The sequence below is a fragment of the Facivitalis istanbulensis genome (assembly GCF_040560405.1).
Taxonomy (GTDB): domain Bacteria; phylum Pseudomonadota; class Alphaproteobacteria; order Sphingomonadales; family Sphingomonadaceae; genus Sphingomonas; species Sphingomonas istanbulensis.
Genome location: NZ_JAVSCQ010000020.1, coordinates 13,723 through 35,025 on the forward strand (window position 1 = coordinate 13,723; position 21,303 = coordinate 35,025).

The 21,303-nt window shown below is 67.6% G+C and carries 17 protein-coding genes and 1 riboswitch; of the genes, 5 read left to right on the forward strand and 12 right to left on the reverse strand.

Annotation, left to right across the window (positions count from 1 at the left end; genetic code table 11):
* Positions 1-19: 19 nt before the first annotated feature.
* Positions 20-3,382 (reverse strand): M10 family metallopeptidase C-terminal domain-containing protein, encoded by a 3,363-nt coding sequence (locus RN629_RS12065; protein ID WP_407035446.1) that lies wholly within the window; start codon positions 3,380-3,382, stop codon positions 20-22.
* 225 nt (positions 3,383-3,607) lie between these two features.
* Here RN629_RS12065 and RN629_RS12070 point away from each other — a divergent pair, with 225 nt between their 5' ends.
* Together RN629_RS12070 and RN629_RS12075 are read left to right on the forward strand one after the other, a co-directional pair.
* A complete protein-coding gene (locus RN629_RS12070) occupies positions 3,608-4,288 on the forward strand; it encodes a response regulator transcription factor (protein WP_407035447.1) in 681 nt (226 codons plus the stop codon).
* Complete coding sequence (locus tag RN629_RS12075) at positions 4,285-5,652, forward strand: sensor histidine kinase (protein ID WP_407035448.1); 1,368 nt, start codon at positions 4,285-4,287, stop codon at positions 5,650-5,652. The genes RN629_RS12070 and RN629_RS12075 overlap by 4 nt, the downstream gene beginning before the upstream one ends.
* Before the next feature lie 43 nt (positions 5,653-5,695).
* Here the strand turns inward: RN629_RS12075 and rbfA are convergent, their stop codons facing one another.
* From rbfA to rimP, 7 genes are read right to left on the reverse strand one after another with little or no spacing between them, the layout of a single operon-like run.
* The gene (gene rbfA, locus RN629_RS12080; protein ID WP_407035449.1) at positions 5,696-6,100 is read right to left on the reverse strand and encodes a 30S ribosome-binding factor RbfA; all 405 of its coding nucleotides are present in this window, start codon (positions 6,098-6,100) and stop codon (positions 5,696-5,698) included.
* Positions 6,087-6,473 carry a glyoxalase superfamily protein gene (locus tag RN629_RS12085; RefSeq protein WP_407035450.1) on the reverse strand — a complete coding sequence of 129 codons (387 nt, stop codon included), beginning with the start codon at positions 6,471-6,473 and terminating at the stop codon, positions 6,087-6,089. Before RN629_RS12085 ends, rbfA begins: the two co-directional genes overlap by 14 nt.
* A gap of 29 nt (positions 6,474-6,502) precedes the next feature.
* The gene (infB, locus tag RN629_RS12090) at positions 6,503-9,394 is read right to left on the reverse strand and encodes a translation initiation factor IF-2 (protein WP_407035451.1); all 2,892 of its coding nucleotides are present in this window, start codon (positions 9,392-9,394) and stop codon (positions 6,503-6,505) included.
* On the reverse strand, positions 9,391-10,194 hold the full coding sequence (locus tag RN629_RS12095) for a DUF448 domain-containing protein (RefSeq protein ID WP_407035452.1): 804 nt from the start codon (positions 10,192-10,194) through the stop codon (positions 9,391-9,393). Before RN629_RS12095 ends, infB begins: the two co-directional genes overlap by 4 nt.
* Positions 10,175-10,408, reverse strand: a complete 234-nt coding sequence (locus RN629_RS12100; RefSeq protein WP_407035453.1) for a tautomerase family protein — start codon at positions 10,406-10,408, stop codon at positions 10,175-10,177. The genes RN629_RS12095 and RN629_RS12100 overlap by 20 nt, the downstream gene beginning before the upstream one ends.
* Positions 10,408-12,033, reverse strand: coding sequence for a transcription termination factor NusA (nusA, locus tag RN629_RS12105; protein ID WP_407035454.1), 1,626 nt, complete (start codon positions 12,031-12,033; stop codon positions 10,408-10,410). The genes RN629_RS12100 and nusA overlap by 1 nt, the downstream gene beginning before the upstream one ends.
* Positions 12,033-12,611: a ribosome maturation protein RimP gene (rimP, locus tag RN629_RS12110; protein ID WP_407035455.1), complete on the reverse strand. Its 579-nt coding sequence runs from the start codon at positions 12,609-12,611 to the stop codon at positions 12,033-12,035. The genes nusA and rimP overlap by 1 nt, the downstream gene beginning before the upstream one ends.
* Before the next feature lie 189 nt (positions 12,612-12,800).
* Between rimP and RN629_RS12115 the strand changes: the two genes are divergently transcribed.
* Positions 12,801-13,991: a PQQ-dependent sugar dehydrogenase gene (locus tag RN629_RS12115; RefSeq protein ID WP_407035456.1), complete on the forward strand. Its 1,191-nt coding sequence runs from the start codon at positions 12,801-12,803 to the stop codon at positions 13,989-13,991.
* 201 nt (positions 13,992-14,192) lie between these two features.
* Positions 14,193-15,422 (forward strand): ROK family protein, encoded by a 1,230-nt coding sequence (locus RN629_RS12120; RefSeq protein WP_407035457.1) that lies wholly within the window; start codon positions 14,193-14,195, stop codon positions 15,420-15,422.
* A gap of 78 nt (positions 15,423-15,500) precedes the next feature.
* On the opposite strand, the gene RN629_RS12125 is transcribed toward RN629_RS12120, so the two are convergent.
* A complete protein-coding gene (locus RN629_RS12125) occupies positions 15,501-16,925 on the reverse strand; it encodes a sugar porter family MFS transporter (protein ID WP_407035458.1) in 1,425 nt (474 codons plus the stop codon).
* Positions 16,926-17,087: 162 nt separating this feature from the next.
* Positions 17,088-18,155, reverse strand: a complete 1,068-nt coding sequence (locus tag RN629_RS12130; RefSeq protein ID WP_407035459.1) for a LacI family DNA-binding transcriptional regulator — start codon at positions 18,153-18,155, stop codon at positions 17,088-17,090.
* 92 nt (positions 18,156-18,247) lie between these two features.
* Positions 18,248-18,361, forward strand: a riboswitch (SAM-I-IV-variant riboswitch).
* 45 nt (positions 18,362-18,406) lie between these two features.
* Between RN629_RS12130 and RN629_RS12135 the strand changes: the two genes are divergently transcribed.
* On the forward strand, positions 18,407-19,477 hold the full coding sequence (locus RN629_RS12135; protein ID WP_407035460.1) for a threonine aldolase family protein: 1,071 nt from the start codon (positions 18,407-18,409) through the stop codon (positions 19,475-19,477).
* 30 nt (positions 19,478-19,507) lie between these two features.
* On the opposite strand, the gene RN629_RS12140 is transcribed toward RN629_RS12135, so the two are convergent.
* Both RN629_RS12140 and RN629_RS12145 read right to left on the reverse strand, forming a co-directional pair.
* Positions 19,508-20,053, reverse strand: coding sequence for an OmpA family protein (locus RN629_RS12140; RefSeq protein ID WP_407035461.1), 546 nt, complete (start codon positions 20,051-20,053; stop codon positions 19,508-19,510).
* 78 nt (positions 20,054-20,131) lie between these two features.
* Positions 20,132-21,208, reverse strand: coding sequence for an AI-2E family transporter (locus tag RN629_RS12145; protein WP_407035462.1), 1,077 nt, complete (start codon positions 21,206-21,208; stop codon positions 20,132-20,134).
* Between the last annotated feature and the right edge of the window lie 95 nt (positions 21,209-21,303).

Genomic DNA, 21,303 nt, shown 5'->3' on the forward strand with positions numbered 1-21,303 from the left:
GCAGGTGTCTAGCGGCTAATTATAAATAAAAATCATGCGCCGTAAGATTGTGATGGCCCAGCAACGCGACCGAGAAGTCGGCCATGCCGAACGCGTCGGTATTACCCTCGACGATCGTATATTCCTTGCCGCCCATCATCTGATAGCTGAAACGCAGCTGCCCTGCCCCGGTGAACTTCGCGCCCGGCGTGGTCAACAGGGTGAAGGCCTGGTCGCCCCAGGCGAAGAGCGAGGTATTGGCGTCGATCGCCGACAGGTCGATCTTGTCCTCGCCCGAATGGAAATCGGTGATGATATCGCGCGACGACGAAGCCGGGCTGTCCGTCGCCGATTCGAAACGGAACACGTCCTTGCCCGCCCCGCCGGTCAACCTGTCCTTGCCCCAGCCGCCGATCAGGATGTCGTCGCCGTCGCCGCCGTCCAGCGTATCGTTACCCCAGCCGCCGATCAGCTTGTCATTGCCGCCCAGCCCGTTGAGCACGTCATTGCCCCAGCCGCCGTCCAGCACGTCCTGCTCCGCGGTGCCGTTGATCGTGTCGGAGAAGATCGTGCCCGTCCTGGTCACGCCCTGTATGTCGGTGACGCCGATCGACAGCGTCTGGCTGTCGGTCGCGCCCTTCGCATCGGTGGCGATGACGGTGACGTCATAGACATTGTCGTGATTGGCGTCGGTCGGCTTCTCATAATCCGGCGCGGCGACGAACTTCAGCACACCCGTCGTGGCGTCGATGGTGAAGGCCGCGCCGTCCCCCGTCTTGGCGATCGCATAATGGATGCTGTCGCCCTGCGCGATATTCGGATCGGTCGCGGTGATCGTGGTCACCGCCGTGCCGTTCTCCGCGATCGACATCCTGCCCGTATCCGCCCCGCCGAACGAGGTGATGGTCGGGCCGCTATTGGCGACATGGCCGATCGTCACCTCATGCCGGCCGATCGCGCCGATATCGATGGTCAGGATCTCGCCGACCAGGCTGGCCATGGTCGCGCCCTTGACGGTCGCCCAGTCGCTGGCCGATGCCTTCAGGTCGATCACGACCTTGCCCTCGCCCTCGACCGAGAAGCTCAGGTCGCGGCCGTCGCCGCTGAGCGAGATCAGCGAGGCGCGCATCGGCAGGTCGGTGATGTGCGTCACATCGTCCGCCGCCTGCCCCATGGTGATGGCATAGGTGCCGCCCGACTTTGGCAGGAACACCTTGTTCGCGTCATAGGCGTACCAGCCCGCGACGCTCTGGATGACCTGCCCGGCCTTCTGCCCGTCCACATCCAGCGCGAACGTGCCCAGTCCTTGCGACGACGAGACCTGCGCGGTGATGGTGTCGCCCGACACGCTCGTCGTGATCGACGCCTGGTGAAAGGCCGAGACGCGGCTGGCCAGATCGGCGAGCGTCACGAACTCGACACCGGCCGCCGCCGCCTTGGCGATGAAATTGGTGAACATCGACGTGACGTACAGGCTCTGCGCCGAGTCGCCGGTCCACGTGGCGGGACCATAGTCATGCCACGGCCACACGATCACCGGCGCATCGGCATGCGAGGTCAGCGTCGACAATTCCCTGGCCCATTCGGCCTCCGCCTCGGCCACCGTCTTCTTCTGGAATTCGATCAGCGAGAAGTCGAACATGGTGTTCGGCGCCAGATACACCTTGCCGTCCGCCGCATTGCCCGGCGTCATATAGCCGAAGGCGTTGGGATAGCCCGCGCCGACGCCGGTATAGCCGCCCGACAGATAGGAGACGTATTTCAGGATCTCCTGGCTGGTCGCGATCGTCTCGGGCGCGCCGGGCACCGCCGCGCCGCCCAGCGAGACCTGATGGCCCAGATAGGCGCTCATCTGCTTTTCCAGCTCGGCGCGCTCGGCCCCGAACTCATAGGCGATCTGGTCCGCGGTCAGGACATTGGTGTCCTCGGGATGCGTGTAGCTGTGCAGCCCGATCTCGTTGCCCGCCGCCATCATCTTGGCATAGACCGGCGCCGACACCGACCAGTCGGTCGCGCGCTGCTGCGACGGGTCGTTACCGATATTGACGTAATAGCTGCCGACGAAATTATAGAGCGACTTCCACTGGTCGAGGATCGGCATCAGCTTGTCATAGATGCCCGGCGTGCCGTCATCCGGCTTCACCTCGTCCGAATATTGGCTCTGGTCCATGTCGACGCGGCTCGCGAACAGCCCGGCATCGCGGGTCATCTGCAATCCGACGCGCAGGCCGCCGGTGCTGGCCGAGCCATGGACCGAATAGTCGATCGCCTTTTGCAGGAGATTGTCGTCCGCCATCGCCGCTTCGGTCGAGAAGATGACGTTGCGGCCGCCGGTATGGGTCGCGATGGCGGCGGCATAGGTCTCGCCGTTCACCGTCTGGGTCGCGATCGTCTCGCCGGTGCCGCTGACGCTGGTGAACGCGTTCCAACCGACGCCCTTATAGTCGCGGATGGTCTCGCCATTGGCATAGCCGTCCAGCACGCTGTGATTCGCGTCCACCGCCTTGATCGTCACATCGGCGGGCCAGCCACCGGTCACGCGCGTGGCGTCGAACAGCAGCTTCATCCGCGCATAGCTGTCGCCCGGCAGCGCCGAGCCGTCGGCGGCGTTGGTCATGAACTCGCCCGCCGCGATCAGACCGATGCCGAACTGCTTCGTCGCCTGTTCCAGCGTGTGGGCGATCGCATCCGCCTTGTCCGCCTGCACGTTGCGGAACGAGGGGAAGATGATCGAGTCATACTTGGCCAGTGTCGAGAGGCTGGTCAGGTCGTCCTCGGTGATGATGTCGAACGGCGTGCCCGCCTGCATCGCCTGGCTCTGCGCCGCCATGAACAGCTGCGAATAGGCGGTCTTGCTGAAATAGGCGTTGGCCGTCGTTTCCGACCAGACGATCGCGACGCGGTGCGACGGGTCGGCGGTGACGCCCGTGTCGTTGAAGACGGTGAAGGGCTTGGCCGCATAGCTGCCCGGCAGGAACACCTGATCGTTCACGTCGTACAGCGTGTCGATCGCCTGCGGATTGCCGATCATCGATTTGGGCACGCGGAATTCGACCGTCTTGCGATCGGCCGACCACGCCGCCTGCAGCCCCGCCAGCACCAGCTTCTCGCCCGCCCCGCCCGAATAGAGCGAGACGGTGCCGTCGGCGTTGAAATTGACGTTATATTCCGCGCCGCCCGCGAAGCCGAACACCTGATAGCCGGTGGCACCGTTGCGATCGGTGTTGAGCCAGGCGGTGGTGTTCGCCCCGATCTCGATCGGCGCGGTCATCGCGAAGACGAAGTCCGCCCCGTCGCTCTTGGCATAGATGGAATAGCCGTCGCCCAGCCCGCTATCGATGCGATCGGTCGCGCGCCAATCGGACAGGTCGCCGTCCAGGATGATCGATGTCGTGGTCGCCATATCACACCTCTCGCCGTCGGGCCGGTTGCGGGATCGGGCCAGCACCATCGCGAGCCGGAAAACGCCATCCCCTTGTGAGCCCTAGCGCTACGTGGCTGGCGCGATTGGCGAAACTGTGGAATCTGTCCGCGCCGTCCCGACTGTTCCAGCACGATACGGCCAGGCCGGTCTTGCCACGGAACTTTTGCCGGATAGGGCTGGCCGCGACAGCAGCGGAAGGGCGTGATGAGTCTGCACCTGATCCTCGTCGAGGATGATATCGAATATGCGCAGGGCCTGGCCACGGCGATGCGCGCGCTGGGCCACCGGGTCACCCATGCGCCCGATGGCCGCCAGGCGCTGGCCGCGCTCGACCGCGAGCAGTTCGATGCGGTGATTCTCGACCGGATGATGCCGCGACTCGATGGCCTGTCGGTGGTCGAGACGCTGCGCGAACGCGGCATCACCATCCCCGTCATCATGCTGACGGCGCTGTCCATGGCGTCGGACAAGGTCGACGGGCTGGAGGCGGGGGCGGACGATTATGTCGTCAAGCCGGTCGCCGCCGAGGAGCTGAACGCCCGGATCAACGCCGTGCTGCGCGGACGCCGCTGGACCATGGGGGAAAGCGACACGATCCGCGCGGGCGATATCGTGGTCAGCCCGACCAGCTTTCGCGCCTGGCGCGGCGGAGAGCCGATCACGCTGGCCAATCTGGAACTCAAGCTGCTGGCCGAACTGGCGCGCCATGCGGGCGAGGTGCTGACCCGCGCCATGCTGATCGAACGCGTCTGGGGCTATGATTTCGAGCCGGAGACCAACGTCGTCGACGTCTATATCCGCCGGTTGCGCATCAAGCTGACCGAACATGGCGGCGACGATCCGATCCAGACGATGCGCGGCATCGGCTATTCGCTGAAGCCATGATCGTCCGCCTGCTCGGCCGGATCAGCCTGCGTCGGCTGACGGCGGGGCTGCTCATCCTGTTCCTCGTCGCCACGGTGGCGACGGGATTGTCCATCCATGCCGCGACGCGCGTGGCGGTCGTGCAGTTGGTCGATCGCCGCATCGACATGGCCGGCGACCTCGTGCTGGAGCGCGATACGGGCGAAGGTGTGATTCCGACCGCCACCCTGCTGGCGCGCATCGCGATGCTGTCGCAACAGCGCGACACGGGCGATATCGGCCTGTTGCTGCTCGACCCCGCCGGACGGCCGCTGGGCGGCAACATCACGCTCCGGCACGCGCTGCCCATGGGGCGGTCGGACCTGCGCCAGCGGGACGGCATCGCCGGCCTGTCGCACGGCCGCGCGATGGTGCGCGAGGCCGGGGCCGGACGGCGGCTGGCGGTGGTGGCGGAGACCGAACCGTTCGACCATTATCGCACGACCCGCACCCGCATCTATCTGATCGGCTTTGGTTCGATCATCCTGATCGGCCTGGGCGGCGTCCTCGCCATTTCGCGGCTGGTCGGACGGCGCATCGCCGACCAGCGCCGGACCGTCGACGCGATCATCGCCGGCGACATCCGCCACCGGGTGCCCGTCACCGGATCGGCCGACGAATTCGACCGTCAGGCGGCGGCGTTCAACCGGATGCTCGACCGGATCGGCGAGTTGATGGAGGCGATGCGCGACGTATCCAACGACATCGCGCATGATCTGCGCACGCCGCTGTCACGGTTGCGCGGGCAATTGGCGCTGATGGTCGAGGAAACGCAAGACGAGGCGCAAGGCCAGCGCGCCCGTGACGCCCTGGCGCAATGCGACGCCCTGCTCGCCATGTTCGCCGCGCTGCTGCGCATCGCCGAGATCGAGGCAGGGCACCGCCAGGCGGGTTTCGCCCCGCTCGATCTGGCGGCGCTGGTCGGCGACACCGCGACGATGATGATCCCGGTGGCGGAAGAGGCGGGCCATCGCCTGACCGTCACGGTCGCGGCGACGACACCCGGTCTGGTCGGGGATCGGCAATTGCTGATCCAGGCGATGGTCAACCTGATCGGCAACGCGATCAAGCATGGCGCGCCGGGCGGGACGATCGCCGTGGCGTTGGCGCGGGCACCGACGGGGGGCGTGACGCTCAGCGTGGCCGATAACGGTCCCGGTATCCCCGCAGAGGACCGCGCGACCGCGTTGCGCCGATTCGGGCGACTGGACAAGGCGCGAAGCCGCGCCGGTCATGGGCTGGGCCTGCCGCTGGTCGAGGCGATCGTGCGGCTGCATCGCGGGCGGCTGGTCCTGGAGGATGCACGGCCCGGGCTGATTGTCGCGTTGACCTTTCCGGCGGAATAGCGGGGCAGGCCCGGGGAAACCCCCGTCGCGGGCAGCCCCGCCGTCAGCCCTCCTCGCCCTCGTCCAGGTCGCGCGCCACCTGGGGCGAGCGCAGGATCGAGTCGATATGGCTGCCCTCGTCGAAGCTCTCGTCCGCCAGGAATTTCAGCTTGGCGGCATATTTCATCTTCACCCGAGTCGCGACCTCGCGCTGGAGATAGGCGGTGTTGGTGCGCAGCGCCTTGATCACCACCTCCTCGTCCTTGCCCAGCAGCGGCTTTACGAAGACGGTCGCGTGGCGCAGATCGGGCGACATGCGCACTTCGGTGATGCTGACCATATGCCTGGCCAGCGTCTCGTCATGCACGTCGCCGCGCGCCAGGATTTCAGACAGGACGTGGCGCACCTGCTCGCCGACCCGCAAAGTGCGGACCGAGGGCTCGCCCCGGGGTTCATTATTCTGCTTCATGATCTCGTTCGGTATAGAAAATCAGGCGGTTGCCCGCCGGGTCGGTCAGCGCGATCTCGTCCATGCCCCAGGGCGCGGGCCAGGGTGCCCCCGGACAGGCATGGCCATGCCCGCTGGCACGGCATTCGGCGACGAACGCATGGACATCGTCCACCGCGATCCGCACCGCCGAGCCCGGCGTCGCATCGCCATCATGTTCGGACAGGTGCAGCACGCAAGGCCCGCGCGCGATACCCATATAGAGCGGCATTCCGGGTTCGAAGCGATGCTCGAACACAAGCTCGAAGCCCAGAAAATCCAGATAGAAGGACCGCGCATGGTCCGCGTCGAAACTGCGCAGGATCGGGATGGGGGCGTCGTACCGACGGGTCATGGCCCCCATCCCTTATCCGTTCCGTCGCCTTAGAGCGTCCGCTCGCGCATCTCGACCTCGAAGGTTTCGAGATAATCGCCCGGCTTGATGTCGGTGAAGTTCTGCGTGAACGTCACACCGCATTCCAGACCGGCGCGAACCTCGGCGACATCGTCCTTGAACCGGCGGAGCGAGTTGATCTCGCCCTGGTAGATGATGACGTCGTTGCGCGTGATGCGCGCCTTGAGCGCCTTGCGGATGACACCCTCGGTGACCAGCAGACCGGCGGCCTTGCCGATCTTGCCCGCCGAGAAGACCTCGCGGATTTCGGCGCGGCCGACGACCGTTTCGAACGCCTCTGGGCCAAGCTCACCGGCCATCCCTGCGCGGATCTCGTCGATCAGGTCGTAGATGACGTCGTAATATTTCAACGCCACCTTGTTCCGCTCGGCGATCTCGCGCGCCTTGGCGTTGGCACGGACGTTGAAGCCGATGATCGGCGCGCCCGAAGCCGCCGCCAGCGTCACGTCCGACTCGGTGATGCCACCGACGCCCGAGTGCAGGATGCGGGCCTTGATCAGATCCGACTGGATCTTGTTGATCGACGCCACGATCGCCTCGACCGTGCCTTGGGTATCCGCCTTGACGACCAGCGGATATTCCTTGGCCTGGTTCGCCTTCAACGCCGAGAACATCGACTCCAGGCTGGCCGGGGCCGAGGTCGTGCGCTTCTGCAGCACCACGCTCTGGCGATACTCGGCGACCTCGCGGGCGCGGGCCTCGTTCTCGACGACCTGCAAGAGGTCGCCCGCCTGCGGCACGCCCGACAGGCCGAGCACCTCGACTGGCATGGCAGGGCCGGCTTCCTTCACCTGACGACCCTTGTCGTCGACCAGCGCACGGACCTTGCCGCTTTCCGCGCCGACGACGAACACGTCGCCGACCTTCAGCGTGCCGCGCGTGACCAGCACGGTCGCGACCGGACCACGGCCCTTGTCCAGCTTGGCCTCGATCACGCTGCCCTCGGCATCACGGTCGGGGTTCGCCTTCAGGTCGAGCAGTTCGGCCTGGAGCTGGATCTTCTCGATCAGGTCGTCGAGGCCGATCTTCTTGAGCGCGGACACCTCGACGTCCTGCGTCTCGCCGCCCATCATCTCGACCTGCACATTATGTTCGAGCAGGCGCTCGCGGACGCGCTGGGCATTGGCCTCGTGCTTGTCGATCTTGTTGATCGCCACGATCATCGGCACGCCGGCCGCCTTGGTGTGATTGATCGCCTCGATCGTCTGCGGCATCAGCCCGTCATCGGCCGCGACCACCAGCACCACGATATCCGTGATGTCGGCACCGCGGGCGCGCATCTGGGTAAAGGCCTCGTGGCCCGGCGTGTCGAGGAAGGTGATCTTCGACTTGTCCTTCAGCGTGACCTGATAGGCACCGATATGCTGGGTGATGCCACCCGCCTCGCCGCGCACCACATCGGTGCCGCGCAGCGCGTCGAGCAGCGAGGTCTTGCCATGGTCGACATGGCCCATGATCGTCACCACCGGCGGGCGCGGCTTCAGCGATTCCGCCGCATCCTCGCTGGTGTCGAGCGCCAGATCGATGTCGCTGTCCGAGACGCGGACGATATTGTGCCCGAACTCGGTGACGAGCAGTTCGGCCGTATCCTGGTCGATCGTCTGCGTCATGGTGACGGGCATGCCCATCTTGAACAGCGCCTTGACCAGGTCCGCGCCCTTTTCCGCCATGCGGTTAGCGAGTTCCTGGACGGTGATCGCCTCCGGCACCTGCACGTCGCGGACCTGCTTGACCTGCGGCTCGCGCGGGCCGCCAAAGCCACGCTTTTCCTTTTCACGGGCACGCTTGAGCGCGGCGAGCGAGCGCGCGCGCGCGCCATCCTCGTTCAGCGCGCGGTTGACGGTCAGCTTGCCGCCGCGACGCTCGTCACCCTTGCGGTCGCGCTGCTGCGGACGGCCGGGAAGCGCGTTGCGCGGCGTCGGCTGGCCCGAGGGCATGGCGCGCGGCGCGCCACCCGACGGGGCCGACACGGCATTGCCGCTGGGCGCGCTGGGTGCGCTTGCCGCCGCCGGTGCCGGCGTCGGAGCGGGCGCAGGCTTGGGCGCGGGCTTGGGGATTTCGGGACGCTGCACCGGCGAGAAGCGGCGCGGCGCGGGCATCGACGGATCGTGGCCCAGAACCAGCGGCGCGGGAGCCGCAGCCGGTTTCGGCGCCGGCTTCGCCGCCACCGGCGCGGGGGCGGGCGTGGGAGCCGGCGCAGGGACCGGAGCCGGAGCGGGTGCCGGGGTCTCGACCTTGGGCTCTTCCGCCTGGGGCTCCGGCGTCGGGATCACCGGACGCTCGACCGGACGGAAGGGGCGCGCCTGGACCTGGATGGTCGGGGCCGCCGGCTCAGCCGATGCGGGTGCGGGCTGCTCGGCCACGGGCTCGGGAGCCGGGGCAGGTTCGGGTTCCGGCGCGGGCGACGGTTCGGCCACGGGCTCGGGCGCAGCGGTGGCCTCGGCGGCGGCCCGCGCACGCTCTTCGGCGCGCTGGCGCTCTTCCTCGGCGCGCTGCTGGCGCTCGGCGTCTTCCCGACGACGCATTTCCTCCTGCATGGAGAGGCGCTGTTCCTCCGCCTCGCGCAGCAGGCGGGCCTGGCGCTCCTGGGCGCTTTCGTTCGACGGCACCGGACGGCGCGGCGCGGCTGGCGCGGCCGTCACGGGCGCGGACGCCGGCGCAGCGGCGGGAGCCGGCGCGACCGCCTCGGGCGCGGCACCGCCCTGCGGACCCAGCACACGACGACGCTTGGTCTCCACGATCACGGTGTTCGAGCGGCCGTGGCTGAAGCTCTGCTTCACCTTGCCGGTCTCGACCGTGCGCTTCAGCCCCAGGGGCTGGCGCATTCCGAGTTTCGGCTTGTCGTTGTCGGTCTCGCTCACTCAAAATCCTCGTGTACGGTCACGGCCGTTCGGTCACCGGAAAGATCGGACGCCGATGCGCCTTGCGAGGCCGTTTCGCAAGGCGTTGCCACAGGGTCGGGTCCGATAAAATGCAGCCAGCGGTCGAGCGCTTCGCTCACCCGCTTTGCCGCGTTACGATCTGTCAGGCCGATATGTACCACATTTTCGCGGCCCAACGCCATTGACAATATGGGGCGTGTGGCGGGCAACGCCAACCCCTTGAGGTCCGAACCTTCACGGTCCGTTCCCACGCGCCACGCCTGCGCCAGCTTGCGACAACCGTCCTCGCCAGCGTCCGCCGCATGGTACAAGGCATGAAGCTGTCCCGAGCGCGCCGCCGTCGCAATCTTGTCCGATCCGGTCAGCAGCATGCCCGAGCGCGACTCGAGCCCCAGCCGGTCGAGCGCGTTGCGCTCCAGCGCGGCGGCAATCAGCGCGGGCAAGTCGTCGGGGATGGTGAACTCAGCCGTCTTGAACGCGCGCGCCAGCGCCCCCTTCAACCGCCCCTTGGCGATCGCGAGGTCAAGCTCGGCGCGGGTCACGCCGATCCAGCCGCCCCGCCCCGGCGCTTTCGCCCGGACATCGGGCAACACCCGGCCGTCGGGCGCGAGCGCCAGGCGGATCAGGTGCGGCCGCGCGTCATGCTCGCCCGACAGGATGCAGCGGCGGACCGGCCCGTCGATCGAGTCGCGGGCTGCCTTCGCCGATGCTCTGGGGCTCCGGCCCTTCCCGGCCGGAGCGGCTTTTACGCCACCACGCTCATTGTCCCGGTTCCGCATGCGCGTCTCCCCGGGTGTTGGAAGGAGCATCGCGGTCGGCGATCAACTGGCCGCCCGCACCGTAATTCTCGGTGGAGATTTCCTCGATCACGATCTGGACGGCGGCCGGGTTCTTGCCCAGCCGCTCCACCAGCGAACGAGTCACGTCGGCGACGATCTCGGCCTTTTGCTGCTTGGAGGCGGTGCCCGCCAGACGGATCGACACGAACGGCATCAGGCTTCGTCGCCCTCCGCGTCCGCTTCGGCAGCCGCGGCCGCGGCGGGTTCGTCCTCGTCGGCGAACCAGTGCGCACGGGCGGCCATGATGATCTCGTTACCCTGCTCGTCGCTCAGGCCATATTCGGCGAGGATACCGCCCTTCGGCGCGGCGCGCGGGGTATCGTCGCCACGACGACGCGGCTCGGCGCGCTTCTTCTCGACCAGTTCGTCGGTCGCGAGGTCGGCGAGATCGTCGAGCGTCTTGATGCCCGCCTTGCCCAGCGTGACCAGCATCGCCTCGGTCAGATAGGGCATCTCGGCCAGCGCGTCCTCGACGCCCAGACCCTGACGCTCTTCGCGCGCGGCCTGTTCGCGACGGTCCAGCGCTTCCTGCGCGCGGCTCTGCAACTCCTGCGCGAGGTCTTCGTCGAAGCCCTCGATCGCGGCCAGCTCGTCCAGCTCGACATAGGCCACTTCTTCCAGCGCGCCGAAGCCCTCGGCGACCAGAAGCTGCGCCAGCGTCTCGTCCACGTCCAGCTCGTTCTGGAACATCTCGGAATTCGCGACGAACTCCTTCTGACGCTTCTCGCTGGCGTCGGCCTCGGTCAGGATATCGATCGCCTTGGCGGTCAGCTGGCTGGCGAGGCGGACATTCTGGCCGCGACGACCGATGGCGAGGCTGAGCTGATCGTCGGGAACGACGACTTCGATCCGGTCCTCTTCCTCGTCGATCACGACGCGGCTGACATTGGCGGGCTGGAGCGCGTTGACCACGAAGGTGGCGGTGTCGGGCGACCAGGGGATGATGTCGATCTTCTCGCCCTGCATCTCCTGCACGACGGCCTGCACGCGGCTGCCCTTCATGCCGACGCAGGCGCCGACGGGATCGATGCTCGAGTCGTGCGAAATCACGCCGATCTTGGCGCGGCTGCCCGGATCGCGCGCGGCGGCCTTGATCTCGATGATGCCGTCATAGATTTCGGGCACTTCCTGCGCGAACAGCTTCTTCATGAAGTCGGGGTGCGCGCGGCTCAGGAAGATCTGCGGCCCGCGATTCTCGCGACGGACGTTCAGGATCAGCGAGCGGATGCGGTCGTTGACGCGGACGACTTCGCGCGGAATCTGCTGGTCGCGACGGATCACGCCCTCGGCGCGGCCCAGATCGACGACGATGTGGCCGAACTCGACGCGCTTGACGACGCCGGTGATGATCTCGCCCTGGCGATCCTTGAACTCATCGAACTGGCGGTCGCGCTCGGCGTCGCGGACCTTCTGGAAGATGACCTGCTTGGCCGCCTGCGCAGCGATGCGGCCGAATTCGATCGGGGGCAGCGGGTCGACGATGAAGTCGCCGATCGCGGCACCCTTTTGCAGCTTCTCAGCCCCCTTGAGGTCGATCTGCTTGTAATAGTCGTCGACCTGCTCGACCACCTCGACGACGCGCCACAGACGCAGATCGCCCGAGTTCGGATCGAGCTTGGCGCGGATGTCGTTCTCGGCACCATAGCGCGCACGGGCCGCGCGCTGGATCGCATCCTCCATCGCCTCAATGACGATGCCCTTGTCGATCATCTTTTCCGAGGCGACCGCATTCGCGATCGCGATCAGTTCCGCCTTGTTGGCGGAAATGGCGGTAGCCATCAGTGCCGTCCTTCCGTGGTGGCGCCGTCCTGTTCGGGCGCGTCCTGATAATAAACCTCTTCCGCGCCCTCGACGGACAGCGGCACCGTCGCGGCGATCAGCCGGTCGGTCATGACGAGCTTGGCATCCTCGATTCCCGAGAAGGGCAGTGCGTGGCGAACCTCCTCGCCATCGGTGATGAACACCGTCTCGCCCTCGACCCCGTTCAGATCGCCCTTGAACTGCTTCCGACCGTTCAGCTTCTCGGCCAGCGTGATCCGCGCCTCATGCCCCGCCCAGTCGGCAAAGTCCTTCAGCCGGGTCAGCGGGCGGTCGATACCGGGCGAGGACACCTCCAGCCGGTACGCATGGTCGATCGGGTCGCGGCCCTGTTCCTCCAGCGCGTCCATCACGTCGGAGATGCGGCGGGACAGGTCGGCACAATCGTCGATGTTGAGCTGGCGCGTATCGGGACGCTCGGCCATCACCTGCAGCGTCGGGTCCGACGTGCCGCCATACATCTTCACGCGCACGAGTTCGAAGCCGAGCGCCTTGGCCTCGGGTTCGATGAGTTGCGTCAGAAGGGCGATGTCCGCCATGAAAGCTCCAGATGTGCCGGTGCGCTGCCGCGGAACCCGTCCCGCAGCCTCTTTCACCCGACGATGTAAGAGAATGTCGGAGTCTATACGCGCATCGCTCCCGGGAAACAAGCTGCAAAACAAACAGCCCGGTCGAAGCGTTGGCTCGGGCAATCGGGGCCAGAGCGGCCCCGGACGGGGAGGATCATCATGAAATTGCCGCTGCTCGCCATCCTGCCGGTGGCGCTTCTCGCCTGTTCGGGCAATGGTCCATCCCCGACGGAACCGGCGCCGAACGGACCATCCCCGAACGGAGCGACCGCGAACGAGACGGACGCGTCATCGCGCGCCACCGTGGTCGATGGCCAGCCCTTTGGCCGCACCGTCATCGCCGATTTCGATGCGCCCTGGGCGATGACCTTCCTGCCCGACCGGCGGATGCTCGTGACTGAAAAGGACGGTCGGATGCTGCTGGTCAGCGCCGATGGGCGGCAGCGGCAGACGATCGCCACCCTGCCCGTCGATTCGGCCGGCCAGGGCGGCCTGATGGACGTCGTCCTCGCGCCAGACTTTCCCCGGAGCGGCCGCGTCTATTTCAGCTATTCGGCCGCCGCCGATGGCGGCAAGCGGGTGGTGCTGGCACGAGGGCGCCTGCAGGAAGCGAACGGCACCGCGCGGCTGACCGGGATCGAGACGCTGTGGCACGCCACCCCGGCGGTGACCGGGGACGGCCATTATTCGGGCCGCATCGCCTTCTCCCCCGATGGTCGCCACCTCTTCTTCACGGCGGGCGAGCGCCAGAAATTCACCCCCGCGCAAGACCCGAAGGCGACGCTGGGCAAGGTGCTGCGCCTGACCCCGGACGGGAAGCCCGCGCCCGGCAATCCGCTGGCGGCCAAAGGCTTCGACCCGGCGATCTGGTCCTATGGCCATCGCAACCTGCTCGGCCTCGCCTTCGACGCGAGCGGCAATCTATGGGAGCAGGAAATGGGCCCTAAGGGCGGCGACGAGCTGAACCTGATCCTGCCGGGACGCAATTATGGCTGGCCCAACGCCTCGAACGGCTCGCATTATGACGGGCGCGACATTCCCGACCACCGCGCGGGGGACGGCTATGAGCCGCCCAGGGTCTGGTGGAATCCCGTCATCTCGCCGGGTGGCCTCATGATCTATTCGGGCACGATGTTCCCGCAATGGCGCGGCGACGCGTTCATAGGCGGGCTGTCGAGCCAGTCGCTGGTCCGCGTCCACCTGGACGGCACCCGCGCGACCAAGGGCGATCAATGGGCCATGGGCGCGCGCATCCGCGAGGTCGAACAAGGGCCGGACGGCGCGATCTATGTGCTGGAGGACGGGGGCGAATCGCAGGGCCGCCTGATCCGCCTGACCCCGGCATCCTGATCCATCACCCCCGCGACCGCCCGTCCGGCGGATCGGCGCCCGGCCCATTGGCGTTCGGCGCATCGGTCGGAGCCATCAGCCACGCCTGCTCCATATCGGGACAGGACGACTTGACGGCGCTCCCGGGTCTTGGTGAGGCTGCACCCCGGGATCAGAACGAAGGGCCGCGCCACGGCTCGGTCCGTCGTGGGGAAAACGAGCATGACATCGCAGCATCCGGCCCGGCCCTATACGTCGCAACGCGATTCCCGGTTGTCGCGTGGTCTGTCCGGCACCAATCTGGAGCGGGCAGGCGATTATAATCTGCGCACGGTTCTTCAGGTCATCCGCTTTCGTCGCGAAACCACGCGGATCGCGGTGGCGCAGGCGACCGGGCTGACGCCGCCGACCATCGCCAACATTACCGCCCGGCTAACCGAGATGGGGCTGGTGCGCACCGCGGGGCGGCTGCACGGCGCGCGGGGCCAGCCCGCGCTCAAGCTCCAGCTCGAACCCGATGGCGCATTCGGCATCGGCCTGACCATCGACCGCGATCACCTGGCGCTCGCGATCGTCGATCTGGGCGGGAAGGTTCGTGCGCGGGCCAGCCGCGAGATCGCCTTTCCCGATCCCGACGACGTGCTGGCCTTTCTGGCGGCCGAGCTGGAGCCCGCGCTGGCGGCGGGGCGGGTCGACCGCGCACGGGTGCTGGGCGTCGGCGTCGCCATGCCCGACGATCCCGGCCGCACGATGCTCGCCGGACAGCCACCGGGCTATGCGCGGTGGGAGACGGTCGATCTCGACGCGCTGTTCGGCCCGGTGCTGCCATGGCCGATCCACCGCGACAATGACGCCGCCGCCGCCGCGCTCGGCGAGGCGCAATATGACGAGACCTTCGCCTGCCCCAGCTTCTTCTACCTGCTGATCTCGGCGGGACTGGGCGGCGGGCTGGTGATCGACCGCACCTATCATCGCGGCGCGCATGGCCGGTCGGGTGAGATCGGCCTGATGCCCGATCCCGGCGCGGCCCGCCCCGGTGCGCGGGTGCAGGATACGGTATCGCTCTCGGCACTGCGCCTGCGCCTGGCCGAGGCGGGGTGCCCGATCGACTCCCCCCGGGGGCTGGCCGGAACCGACGATCCCGCGGCGATCGCGACGATCGACCAGTGGATCGCCGACTCGGTGCGCGCGCTGCTCCCGCCCTTCGTCGCGATCGCCAACCTGTTCGATCCCGATGCAATCCTGATCGGCGGCCGCCTGCCGCTGCCGCTCATCCGCCGCCTGTCGTCCGCGCTGGCCGGGGCGATGGCGGCCATCGACCTGCCGACCCATCCGGCGATTCGCCCGGCCCATGCCGCCGAGGACGCCCCCGCCATCGGCGCGGCGACCCTGCCCTTTCTCGACCGGCTGCTCCCCTGCGACGCGATTCTGATCCAGGCGGGGCGGGGATAAGGAAAAGGCCCGCCGCCCTCCCGGGGCAGCGGGCCCATTCAGTCCTTTCGATCCGGCCCTTTCGATCCGGGTCGGCGATCAGCCCGCCATGTCCTCCAGCTCGCGACCACGCGTTTCGTTGACCATCGCGCGGACGAAGAAGAACGACAGCGCCGCAAAGAAGGCATAGCCGAAATAGGTCACGCTCAGGCCCGGCGACACCGCCAGCGCCGGGAAGCTGACCGAGATGGCGGCGTTGGCGATCCACTGGGCAAAGCCCGACACCGCCAGGCCCGACCCGCGAATCTGGTTCGGGAACATCTCGCCCAGCATCACCCACATGACCGGGCCCCAGCTGGCGTTGAAGAAAATGACGTAGAGGTTCGCCGCGACCAGCGCGATCAGGCCGTTATTGCCGGGCAGCGACACCGCACCGTTCGCGCCAGTGACGGCGGTCGAAAAAGCATAGGCAACGATCGCCAGCGTCACCGCCATGCCCGCCGAACCGATCAGCAGCAGCGGCTTGCGGCCGATCCGGTCGACCGTCGCAATGGTGAACAGGCAGGCCGCAATCGACAGCACACCCGACAGGATGTTGGTCTGGAGCGCATAGTCTTCCGAAAAGCCGACCGCTTCCCACAGCGTCGCGCCGTAATAAAAGACGACATTGATGCCGACGAGCTGCTGGAACACCGCCAGGCCGATGCCCGCCCACAGGATCGGGCGGATCTTGCCCGTGGTCTTGTCGATCAGGTCGGAGAGCTTGGGCTTGTGGTGATCGGCGGCCAGCGAGGCGCGGATCTCGGCCACCTTGCGCGTCGCCTCGGCCTCGCCGAACAACTTGGTCAGGACGGTGTGCGCCTCGGCATCGCGGCCCTTGGCGACCAGGAAGCGCGGGCTTTCCGGGATGATCGACAGCGCCGCGAAATAGACCGCCGCCGGGATCGCCTGCAGCCAGAACATCCAGCGCCAGGCCGGGAAGCCCAGCCAGAATTCGGCGGTCGAGCCACCGGCATAGCGGGCCAGCGCGAAGTTGGCGACGAACGCGCCGGTCAGGCCGGTGATGATCATCACCTGCTGCACGCTCGACAGGCGGCCCCGGATCGAGGCCGGGGTCACTTCGGAGATATAGACGGGCGAGATGACGCTGGCCGCGCCGACGCCCAGGCCGCCGATGATCCGCGCCAGGATGAAGATCGCCGAGCTGCTCGCCGCGCCCGCCAGCAGCGCGCTGACGAGGAACAGTCCGGCGGCCAGCATCATGACGTTACGGCGGCCGATCGCGTCGGCCAGCCTCCCGGCGCCAAACGCGCCGATCGCCGATCCGACGAGGATCGCGCCGACATTGATGCCGACGCCCAGCCGACCGAGGTCGAACGCGGCCTCCAGCCCTTTTTGCGTGCCGTTGATGACGCCCGAGTCATACCCGAACATGAAACCGCCGATGGTCGCGACGACCACGATCGCGGCGATGAAACCATGATTGACGCGGGCTGCGTCCAATCCTCTCACATTATCGGTCACTCGGGCCCTCTCCTCGTCCGCGCGTGGCGTCTTCGCCTATCCGCGCGCCCTCGTCCTGTCACCGGCGCGACATGCGTCCGGCCTTGTTGTTAACGCTATCTTAAAACGCCGCGCCGTCAAGCGGGCGCATGAGGTCACGGCCCCCGTCGAGCATCGCCGCGATCAGATTTCACGCGGCCGCCGGCGCGACGCCGCATCCGACTGGCGCCGGATCAGGCTGTAGTCGAGCAGGCGATGCCCCGCCGGCTCGGCGCTCTTCTGGCGAATCGCGGTCGCCATCATCTCGACCGCCGCGCGCGCCATGTCGGCGATCGGCTGGTGAATGGTCGTCAACTCGGGCCAGATGGTCGTCGACAGGGTGGTGTCGTCGAACCCGCACACGGTCAGGTCGCTGGGCACGTCCAGCCCGCGCCGATGCGCCACGGCCACCGTCGCCGCCGCCATGTCGTCATTCGACGCGATGATCGCGGTGGGCGGCACGGACAGGTCCAGCAGCCGCTCCGCCGCATCCAGCCCCGAGCGATAGGTATAGAGGCCCGGCGCGACCAGCGCTTCGTCAAACGCGATGCCCGCGCCCTCCAGCGCGGCGCGGAACCCTTCGTAACGCCGGTCGCTGGCGGTCAGATTGGGATTGCCGCAGATGAAGCCGATCCGCCGATGGCCCAGCGTCATGACATGCCGGGTCATCTCCTCGGCCGCCGCGCGGTCGTCGATCCGCACCGACATCACCGCATCGGGCATCGCCTCGGGCGGGCGGCCGGTCGCCACGACGACGGCGGGCACCCCCGCCTCGCGCAGCAGCGACAGCACCGCATCCGCCTCGCACAACGGGGGCGGCAGGATCACGCCGTCAATGCCTCCGGCGATCAGATGACGCGCCACCTCGACCTCATGGTCGCCGATATCGCATTTCTCGACCACCATCTGCACATCGAGCCGCGACGCCTGGTCCAGCGTGCCGAGCAGGAACTCGCTCAGGAACCCCTGACTGGGATTGCTATAGAGCATGCCGATACGGATCTGCGCCGCGCCCGCCAGGCTGCGCGCGGCGGGATTGGGGGAATAGTTGAGCTGGGCGATCGCGGCTTCCACCTTTTCCCGGGTGGCGGGGCGGACATTGGCCTCGTTGTTGATGACGCGCGATACCGTCATCAGCGAGACGCCCGCCACGCGCGCGACATCACTGATCGTCGGAGCGCTGCTGCCGCGGCGCGAAGGTCTGATGGTCATGGGCCCACGCTTCTACCTTTCCGGTGCGATACGCAATGCTTAGCGGCCCGCGATGGATGCTTGCCGATCCGGTTCCAGCCCGCTAAAGCGCGCGCCAGCATCAAGAGTCGGGCCATTGCCCGGCACCAACCTGCCCTCCCGGCAAGGTGGTGCCTCCCCGGACCATGGGGAGGGATGTGGCCAGACCGGCAACAACGGGACGAACCGCCACATTCCTTCCTCCGACTCGCAAACGGTCGAAAGGAAATGTGATGGACGCGGTCATTCCCCAGCAAATCGCCCCGCAGCAATTCGCGAGTGACAATTACGCCGGGATCTGTCCCGAGGCCTGGGCCGCCATGGCCGAGGCGAATTGCGGCTATGTCCCGGCCTATGGCGAAGATCCCTTCACCGACCGCGCCGCCGACGCCTTTCGCACCCTGTTCCAGACCAAGTGCGAGGTCTTCTTCGCCTTCAACGGGACGGCGGCCAATTCGCTGGCGCTGGCCGCGCTCTGCCAGAGCTATCACAGCGTGATCTGCTCCGCCTCCGCCCATGTCGAGACCGACGAATGCGGCGCGCCCGAATTCTTCTCCAACGGATCGAAGCTGCTGGTTGCGCAGACCGAGGACGGCAAGCTGACCCCCGAAGCCGTGCGCGCGCTGGCCACCGGCCGCTCGGACATCCATTTCCCGAAACCGCGCGCCGTGACCATCACCCAGCCGACCGAGACGGGCCAGGTCTATACGCTGGCCGAAATTCGCGCGCTGTCGGCGGTCTGCCGCGAGCTTGGCTTGCGGCTGCACATGGACGGCGCGCGCTTCGCCAATGCCTGCGCCGCGCTGGGCTGCGCGCCCGCCGACATGACGTGGCGCGCCGGGGTCGATGTCCTATGCTTTGGCGGGACCAAGAACGGCATGGCGGTCGGCGAGGCGATCCTGTTCTTTGATCATGCCCTGGCCGAGGATTTCGATTATCGCTGCAAACAGGCGGGGCAGCTGGCGTCCAAGATGCGCTTTCTGGCCGCCCCCTGGATCGGGATGCTCGACAGCGGCGCCTGGCTGCGCAACGCCGCCCACGCCAATGGCTGTGCCCAGCGGCTGGCCGCGCGGGTCGCCGGATTGCCCGGCATCGCGCCGATGTTCCCGGTCGAGGCGAATGCGGTCTTCCTCAGCGCGCCCGCCGAGGTGCTGGAGGCGTTGCGCGCGCGCGGATGGCGTTTCTACACCTTCATCGGCGGCGGTGCGCGGTTCATGTTCGCCTGGGACGCCGATCCGGCGCGGGTGGACCAGTTGGGCGACGATATCGCGGCGGTCGCGGGGGCGGTGTTGCAGGCGGCGTGAGGAAAGGCGGCGGGCGGGCGGTCGAACCGCTCAGGCGGAGGGCAGGAGCGTGATCTCAACCCGCCGGTTGCGCGCCCGGCCCGCGCTGTCGTCGCTGCCGTCGGGGCGGGCATTGGGCGCGATGGGGCGCGTCTCGCCCAGCGCGATCACCTGCATCCGGTCGCGCGCCAGCCCCCTGTCGGCCAGATAGGCGCGGACGGCTTCGGCGCGTTTGCGCGACATGCGGCGATTGGCGTCGTCATCGCCCTCGCTGTCCGAATGGCCGCGCAGGATCAGCTTGCCCCGCCGCGCCGCCGGGTCCGCCGCCAGCGTGTCGAGCGCGCGCCGGGCGTCCCAGTCGAGCGCCGCACCGCCCTGCGGAAAGCCGACCGTCACGCGCGGCGCATCGCGCAGCGTCGTGGCGCCCGACGCGGTCCGGGCATGGGGGGTGGCGTCGGGCACCGGCACTTCGATGCTGCTGGTTCCCTTGGAACGGGCGGCCGGGGCCTTGGCGGCCCCGCCATCGCCGCATCCGGCCAGGCCCGGTGCCATGATCGCCATCGCCAGTGTCGTGGCGACGACCCTTCGCATCGTCATTTCCCACCCCCTATGCGCCTGCCGCCCCCGGCAGAACGGGCGCGACCATAGGGAGGCGCGGACGACCGCGCAAACCGCCTATTCCTCGATCGGCGCGATAAACACGCCCCGCTCCTCGTTCAGGATGCGCCAGCCCGCCAGGAACAATGCGCCGACGACCGGCCCGACGACGATGCCGCTCAGCCCCAGCGTCTCGATCCCGCCCAGCGTGGTCAGCAGCACGATCCAGTCGGGCAGGCCGGTGTCCCGGCCGACCAGGATCGGGCGCAGGATATTGTCCGCCAGCCCGATCACCAGCATGCCCGAAAAGACGACCACCGCCCCCTGCCAGATCGCGCCCGTCGCCAGCAGATAGATGGCGACCGGAACCCAGATGATCGCGGGGCCGATCGCGGGCAACAGCGCCGCGATCGCCATCAGCACGCCCCAGAGCAGCGCGGCGGGCACCCCGACGATCCAGAAGGTGATCGCGCCCAGCGCGCCCTGTGCCAGTCCGACGATGACCGAACCCTTGATCGTCGCGCGCACCACCGCGGTGAAGGTATCGACCAGCCGCGTCGCGACATCCCGCTCCAGGGGCAGCGAGCGGGCAAAGGCGGGGCCCAGCCGGTCGCCGTCGCGGATCAGGAAGAAGGCGATATAAAGGCCCACGCCAAAGGTCAGCGCGAAGGCGAAGGCGTTGCGCCCGATCGACAGCGCCTGGCTGGCGATCTGGCTCATGCTGCTGGTCAGCGCATAGGAGAGCCGCGATTGCAGCCGCTCGAAACTGTTGATCCCCGAATTGTCGAGCACCTGTCGCAGGCGCAGGGGCAAGGCGTCGCGCACCTGTTGAAAATACTGGGCGAAATCGATCTGTCCGCTGCGCATCTTCATATAGACGCCGCTCGCCTGGTCCACGACCATGCTGCCGATCAGCAGCGTCGGCACCACCACCGCGAAGGTGATGATGAGCATCGTCAACCCGGCGGCCAGATTGCGTCGCCCGCCCATCTGGTCGAGCAACCGCTGGAACAAGGAGCGGAACAGGATCGCTGCCAGCGCGGCCCAGAGCAGCGCCAAGAGGAAGCTGGACGTCACCACGATCAACGCCAGGGTGATAAGCCCGAGGAAGAGGAGGAAACCGCCCCGTTCGATCCGCTGGCGGTCGATGGTCATATGTTCGTTCTCATCTGCATCGGGCCCCAACCGTCACGGCGACGCCACGGTTCCCTGATCCGGGACACGAGGATGACAGCCATGTCATCCCCATC